This window comes from Spirillospora sp. NPDC046719 (assembly GCF_040645715.1).
In the GTDB taxonomy this organism is placed as follows: Bacteria; Actinomycetota; Actinomycetes; order Streptosporangiales; family Streptosporangiaceae; genus Spirillospora.
Genome location: NZ_JBEYYT010000540.1, coordinates 1 through 5426 on the forward strand (window position 1 = coordinate 1; position 5426 = coordinate 5426).

The 5426-nt window shown below is 72.4% G+C and carries 6 protein-coding genes and 1 pseudogene; 5 read left to right on the top strand and 2 right to left on the bottom strand.

The genetic code is table 11. The annotated features are described in order from the left end of the window. From ABZ914_RS45390 to ABZ914_RS45400, 3 genes and pseudogenes are all read left to right on the top strand, one after another. Positions 1-294 (top strand): annotated as a pseudogene (locus tag ABZ914_RS45390) (DEDD exonuclease domain-containing protein); the annotation flags it as partial. 61 nt (positions 295-355) lie between these two features. After that, complete coding sequence (locus ABZ914_RS45395; RefSeq protein ID WP_190867319.1) at positions 356-1105, top strand: rhomboid family intramembrane serine protease; 750 nt, start codon at positions 356-358, stop codon at positions 1103-1105. 38 nt (positions 1106-1143) lie between these two features. Next, entirely contained in the window at positions 1144-1431 is a 288-nt protein-coding gene (locus tag ABZ914_RS45400; RefSeq protein ID WP_151593712.1) for an Lrp/AsnC family transcriptional regulator, read from the top strand. 18 nt (positions 1432-1449) lie between these two features. Here the strand turns inward: ABZ914_RS45400 and ABZ914_RS45405 are convergent, their stop codons facing one another. Continuing rightward, the gene (locus ABZ914_RS45405) at positions 1450-2142 is read right to left on the bottom strand and encodes a cache domain-containing protein (protein WP_387028909.1); all 693 of its coding nucleotides are present in this window, start codon (positions 2140-2142) and stop codon (positions 1450-1452) included. 16 nt (positions 2143-2158) lie between these two features. Beyond that, entirely contained in the window at positions 2159-2884 is a 726-nt protein-coding gene (locus ABZ914_RS45410; protein WP_500200886.1) for a FadR/GntR family transcriptional regulator, read from the bottom strand. Positions 2885-2962: 78 nt separating this feature from the next. On the opposite strand from ABZ914_RS45410, the gene ABZ914_RS45415 reads away from it, so the two are divergent. Together ABZ914_RS45415 and ABZ914_RS45420 are read left to right on the top strand one after the other, a co-directional pair. Beyond that, positions 2963-4042 carry an ABC transporter ATP-binding protein gene (locus tag ABZ914_RS45415; protein ID WP_500200887.1) on the top strand — a complete coding sequence of 360 codons (1080 nt, stop codon included), beginning with the start codon at positions 2963-2965 and terminating at the stop codon, positions 4040-4042. Between the two features lie 13 nt (positions 4043-4055). Beyond that, a complete protein-coding gene (locus tag ABZ914_RS45420; protein WP_500200888.1) occupies positions 4056-5264 on the top strand; it encodes an ABC transporter substrate-binding protein in 1209 nt (402 codons plus the stop codon). Positions 5265-5426: the final 162 nt, after the last annotated feature.

The following is a 5426-nucleotide window of genomic DNA, read 5'->3' on the forward strand; positions in this document are numbered from 1 at the left end:
ATCTCGCGCGCCCACCCCCGCCCCTACGTCGACGCCCTCATCGCCACCGCCGAGACCGTCTTCCCGCCCGCCGGCGGCGCCCCCGGCGGCGTGGCGCTCGGCGCGCCGCCGTCGTCCGGCGCCACCGCCGAGGAGATGGAGTGCGTGCTGCGCTGGCTCGACCTGCCGGGCGTCCGGCTCGTCGAGCTGGACGGCGCCTGGACGTGCCCGGCGCACGGCGCCGAGGGCCTGCGCGCCTGGATCGACAACGCCTACACGAGCCACGACCCCGAAGCGCGCCAGGGAAGGCGCTGACGGGCCGGGCCGCCCACTAAGGTGACGGTGGACACCCCGCGCCCGGAGAGGACGACCCCGCATGGCCCTGCCTCTCTACGACAGCCAGCCCGCGCGGCGCGTCCCGTGGGTGACGTACCTGCTGGTCGCGGTGAACGTCGTGGTGTTCCTCATGACCCCGATGTCGAACTTCGCCACCTGGTACGGCAAGGGCGCCGTCCGCGAGTGCAAGGCCGCCGAGTTCACCTACCAGTACGGCGCCGTGCCCAAGGAGCTGACCACCGGCGACCAGCAGCCGCTGCCGACCGACATCACGAGCCAGTGCGGGCCCGACGGGTACCACAAGGCGCCGTGGACGTCGGCGTTCACCTCGATGTTCCTGCACTCCGGCGCGATGCACCTGCTCGGCAACCTGGTCTTCCTCTTCGTCGTCGGCATGGGCGTCGAGGACCGCCTCGGGCGATGGCGCTTCCTGCTCAGCTACCTGGCGTTCGGGCTCATCGCCGTGTACGGCTTCGCCTGGACCTCGCCCGACTCCACGGTCCCGCTCATCGGCGCGTCCGGCGCGATCGCCGGGGTGATGGGCGCCTACGTGATCCTCAACCCGCGCGGCCGCGTCGTCAGCTACGTGCCGCCGATCATCGTCCTGCGGCTGCCCGTCTGGGTGGTGCTCGGCTACTGGTTCATCCTGCAGTGGCTGTCGCTGGGCGACGAGGAGAGCAGCGTCGCCTACACGGCGCACATCTACGGCTTCTCCGCCGGCGTGCTGTTCGCGCTGCTGGCCCGCCGCGCGGGCCGCACCCGCCGCATCGCGGCCCTGAGCCGCACCTGAGTAGAGTCGGGGGCGTCCGAACTCAGGGGAGGGGCCCAGTGGTCACAGCGATCGTGTTCGTCAAGGCCGACGTCGCGCGCATCCACGAGGTGGCCGAGACGATCGCCGCGCTGGACGGGGTCAGCGAGGTCTACTCGGTCACCGGCGAGCACGACCTGATGGCGATGGTCCGCGTCCGCCGCCACGACGAGCTCAACGACGTGATCCCGGGCCGGGTCAACAAGGTCCCCGGGGTCCTCGGCACCGAGACCCACATCGCGTTCCGCACCTACTCCAAGCACGACCTCGACGCGGCCTTCGCCCTGGGCCTGCCCGACGCCGACTGAGCCGGCGCCCCGTGCGGCCTACGCGGCCGTGATCAGGCTCAGGGAGAGGTCGCCGCAGGGGTGGGCGGTGTGGCCGGGGCGGCCGCGGTAGACGGCGCCGGGAGGCCACGTGGCGGTGTTGGACGCCATCACGCGGCCAGGGGCGTTGACCACGAAGGCGGGCGCGGGGATCTCGCGCAGCACCGGGACGACCTCGTGCTCGAAGGTGCGGGCGAACACGTCCGCGGCGGCGACGCCGGCGAACTCCCCGTCCACGCGGACCGGGGCCGACAGCGTGAGGACGTACTCGTCGCTGCACAGGTAGTCGACGTAGGGGCCGCAGACGGTCTTCTCGGCGCCGCCCTCCGGGCCGGTGAACCAGTCCCAGGCGGTGTAGTCGTACAGGGCGCTGCTCTCGGGGTTCAGGTCGCGCAGCAGCTGGGACGGGCCGGCAGGGCCCGCTTGCCACCACTCCAGGTACCAGGCGGCGTCGGCGAGCAGCCGGGGCGCGGCGATGAAGCCGAGGCCGCACACCAGCGGGCCGAGCCGGGGGAGCAGCAGGGGGCGCAGGGCGGCGAGGTCGGCGCGGGCCGGGACGCGGCCGGCGCCGCGCACCTCCCGCAGCAGCCGCGCCGAGGCGTCGCGGATCTCGGCGACCGTGCCGAAGACGGCGTCGAGGGTCGCGTGCACGCGGTCCGCCGCCGCACCGGCGGACGGTGGCTCGGGGGGCATGGGGGTCCACCTCGGGTCAGAGGGTGAGCCGTCGGTCAATCAGACGTTCTATCGCATTCGCGACGTGACTTTCAGCGACATCCCGGGCCCGGTCCTCCTCGCCCCGCTCGACGGCGTCGACGATCCGGGCGTGCTGGGCGTGCACGGCCCGGCGGGCGCCCGGCTCGTCGTGGACGGCCCAGATGAGCGGCCCGATGTCGGCCTGCAGCCGGATCTCCTCGCGGGTGAGCCGGACGGACTGGGACGCGGCGGCGATCTCCAGGTGCAGCCGGCCGTCCAGCCGGCACATCCGGGGCGCGGCGTCCGGGCGGGCCATCTCGGCGAGGGAGCGGCGCAGCCGGTCGACGTCGCCGGGCAGCGAGCGGCGGGCGGCCAGCCGGGCGGCGGCGCCGGCGATCGCGGCGTAGTGGTCGCCGAGGTCGCGCAGTTCCTCGGCGGACAGCGGGAGGAGCCGCTCGTCGAGGTCGAACGTGCGCGCCGGGGCGCGCACGAAGCTGCCGCCGCCCCGGCCGCGCCGGGTCTCGATCAGCCCCTGCTGACGCAAGGCCATCAGCGCTTCGCGTAGAGTTACCGTCGATATCCCGAGATGTCCGGCGAGATCGGTCTCGCTGGGCAGCTGCTCCCCGTCGTCGAGGAGGCCGAGCGCGATGGCGTCGCCGATCCGCCGGACCACGGCGTCGACCCGGGCGGTGTTGTCGACCGGGGCGAACACGACGAGGCGTGCGCCCTCCGCACCGTCCATGGGCCCCCTCTCCCCGTTGACTCAGTGATACCGGATCGTCACTTGAACTAAAACCTATGACTCCATATGTTTTCGTTCATGCCGGCTACAGCGGTGAGGATCCGCGATCTGCGCAAGACCTTCGGTGCCGTCGAGGCGGTGGCGGGCGTCGACCTCGACATCGGGGACGGCGAGTTCTTCTCGATGCTCGGTCCGTCCGGATCCGGCAAGACCACCGTGCTGCGGCTCATCGCGGGCTTCGAGCGCCCGACGTCCGGGACGGTCGAGCTGGCCGGCCGCGACGTCACGGGCCTCGCCCCGTTCGACCGCGACGTCAACACCGTCTTCCAGGACTACGCGCTGTTCCCGCACCTGGACGTGCTCCGCAACGTCGAGTACGGGCTGAAGGTGCGGCGGGTCCCGAAGGCGAAGCGCCGCGAGCGGGCGCTCGAGGCGCTGCGCAGCGTCCGGCTCGACGGCTTCGAGGCGCGCCGGCCCAGCGAGCTGTCGGGCGGGCAGCGCCAGCGGGTCGCGCTGGCGCGCGCGCTGGTCAACGAGCCGAAGGTGCTGCTGCTGGACGAGCCGCTCGGCGCCCTCGACCTGAAGCTGCGCGAGGAGATGCAGGTCGAGCTGAAGACGATCCAGCGCCGCGCCGGCATCACGTTCGTGTTCGTCACGCACGACCAGGAGGAGGCGCTGACCCTCAGCGACCGCATCGCGGTCCTCGACGGCGGCCGCGTCCAGCAGGTCGGCACGCCCGCCGAGGTGTACGAGCACCCGGCGACCGAGTTCGTGGCCGGCTTCGTCGGCACGACCAACCGGATCGGGGACGTCTGCGTGCGGCCGGAGAAGCTGCACGTGCGCATCCTCGACGGCGGCGGCGCCCCCGGCGACGGCGAGGGCGCCGCGCCGGACGGCGGGACGGGCGGGCCGGCGGGGGACCGGCACGCCGAGGGCACCATCGCCGAGGTCGTCTACGCGGGCGCCGTCACGAGGTTCGTGGTGGACCTGGAATCCGGCGACCGAGTCGTCGCGCTCCGGCAGAACCTCGCGGCGTCCCCGGCGGAGGCGACCCGCCACCGCGGCGCCCGCGTCCGGGTCGGCTGGCAGGCGGCGCACGAGTTCCGGGTCGCCGGGGCCGCACCGAGCACTGAAACCTCCGCGAAAACCCCCAACTAAAGAGGAGTTCCTCATGTGGTCCACGCGCATGGCGCTCGCCGCCGCGGCGACGCTGGCGATCGGACTGGCCGCCGCCGGCTGCGGCGGCGACTCGGGAGACAAGGCGTCCGGAGCCGGGCAGGGCGGCTTCACGGTCCCGAAGGTCCCGATGCAGAAGTCGCTCGGCCAGGGCGAGGGCCAGGTCAACCTGGTCGCCTGGGCCGGGTACGCCGAGGACGGCTCCAACGAGAAGACGGTCGACTGGGTCCACCCGTTCGAGAAGCAGACCGGCTGCAAGGTCAACACCAAGATCGCCGGCACCTCGGACGAGATGGTCGCGCTGATGAAGACCGGCCAGTACGACACGGTCTCGGCGTCCGGCGACGCGTCGCTGCGGCTCATCGCGTCCGGCAGCGTCGCCCCGGTCAACACCGCGCTCGTGCCGAACTACGCCGACATCTTCGCCGGGCTGAAGAACAAGCCGTGGAACTCGGTGAACAACGTGGCCTACGGCATCCCGCACGGCCGCGGCGCCAACCTGCTGATGTGGCGCACCGACAAGGTGAAGCAGGCCCCCGACTCGTGGGGCGCGGTGTTCGACGCCAACTCCCCGTACAAGGGCAAGGTCACCGCCTACGACTCGCCGATCTACATCGCCGACGCGGCGCTCTACCTGATGTCGGCCCGCCCCGAGCTCGGCATCAAGGACCCGTACGCGCTCGACCAGAAGCAGTTCGACGCCTCCGTGGCGCTGCTGAAGCAGCAGCGGGGCATCATCGGCGAGTACTGGTCCGACTACACCAAGGCCGTCCAGTCGTTCAAGAGCGGCGACACCCTGCTCGGCACGACCTGGCAGGTCATCACGAACTACGTGGAGGCCGCGAAGGCGCCCGTGAAGGCGATCGTGCCGAAGGAGGGCTCGACCGGCTGGTCGGACACCTGGATGGTCGCGGCGAAGGCCAAGCACCCGAACTGCGCCTACCAGTGGATGAACTACATCGTGTCCCCGAAGGCGAACGCGCAGGTCGCCGAGTGGTTCGGTGAGGCCCCGGCGAACGCCAAGGCCTGCCAGGAGACCGCGGACAAGAAGTTCTGCGACACCTTCCACGCCACCGACGAGACCTACTTCTCCAAGGTGCACTTCTGGACGACGCCGATCGCCCAGTGCCTGGACGGCCGCAACAACGTCATGTGCGTCGACTACACCAAGTGGACGCAGGCATGGACGGCGATCAAGGGATGACCGCGTCCCCGGCGGCGTCCACCGCCGGTGAGGCATCCGCCCGCCCGGCGCCGGGGGCCCCGCGCCGCGCGGCGGCGCTGCTGGACCCCCCGCCCGGGCGGGGGGGGGGGGGGCTTCCCCGGGGCGCGGGGGGGGATGGGGGAGCGCTACCCGGGCCCCCGC

What these genes read in the sequence shown, in the direction of transcription:
- ABZ914_RS45395 (WP_190867319.1), top strand. Translation starts at nt 356, where the DNA reads ATGGCCCTGCCTCTCTACGACAGCCAGCCCGCGCGGCGCGTCCCGTGG.
- ABZ914_RS45405 (WP_387028909.1), bottom strand. Translation starts at nt 2,142, where the DNA reads ATGCCCCCCGAGCCACCGTCCGCCGGTGCGGCGGCGGACCGCGTGCAC.
- ABZ914_RS45415 (WP_500200887.1), top strand. Translation starts at nt 2,963, where the DNA reads ATGCCGGCTACAGCGGTGAGGATCCGCGATCTGCGCAAGACCTTCGGT.
- ABZ914_RS45410 (WP_500200886.1), bottom strand. Translation starts at nt 2,884, where the DNA reads ATGGACGGTGCGGAGGGCGCACGCCTCGTCGTGTTCGCCCCGGTCGAC.
- ABZ914_RS45420 (WP_500200888.1), top strand. Translation starts at nt 4,056, where the DNA reads ATGTGGTCCACGCGCATGGCGCTCGCCGCCGCGGCGACGCTGGCGATC.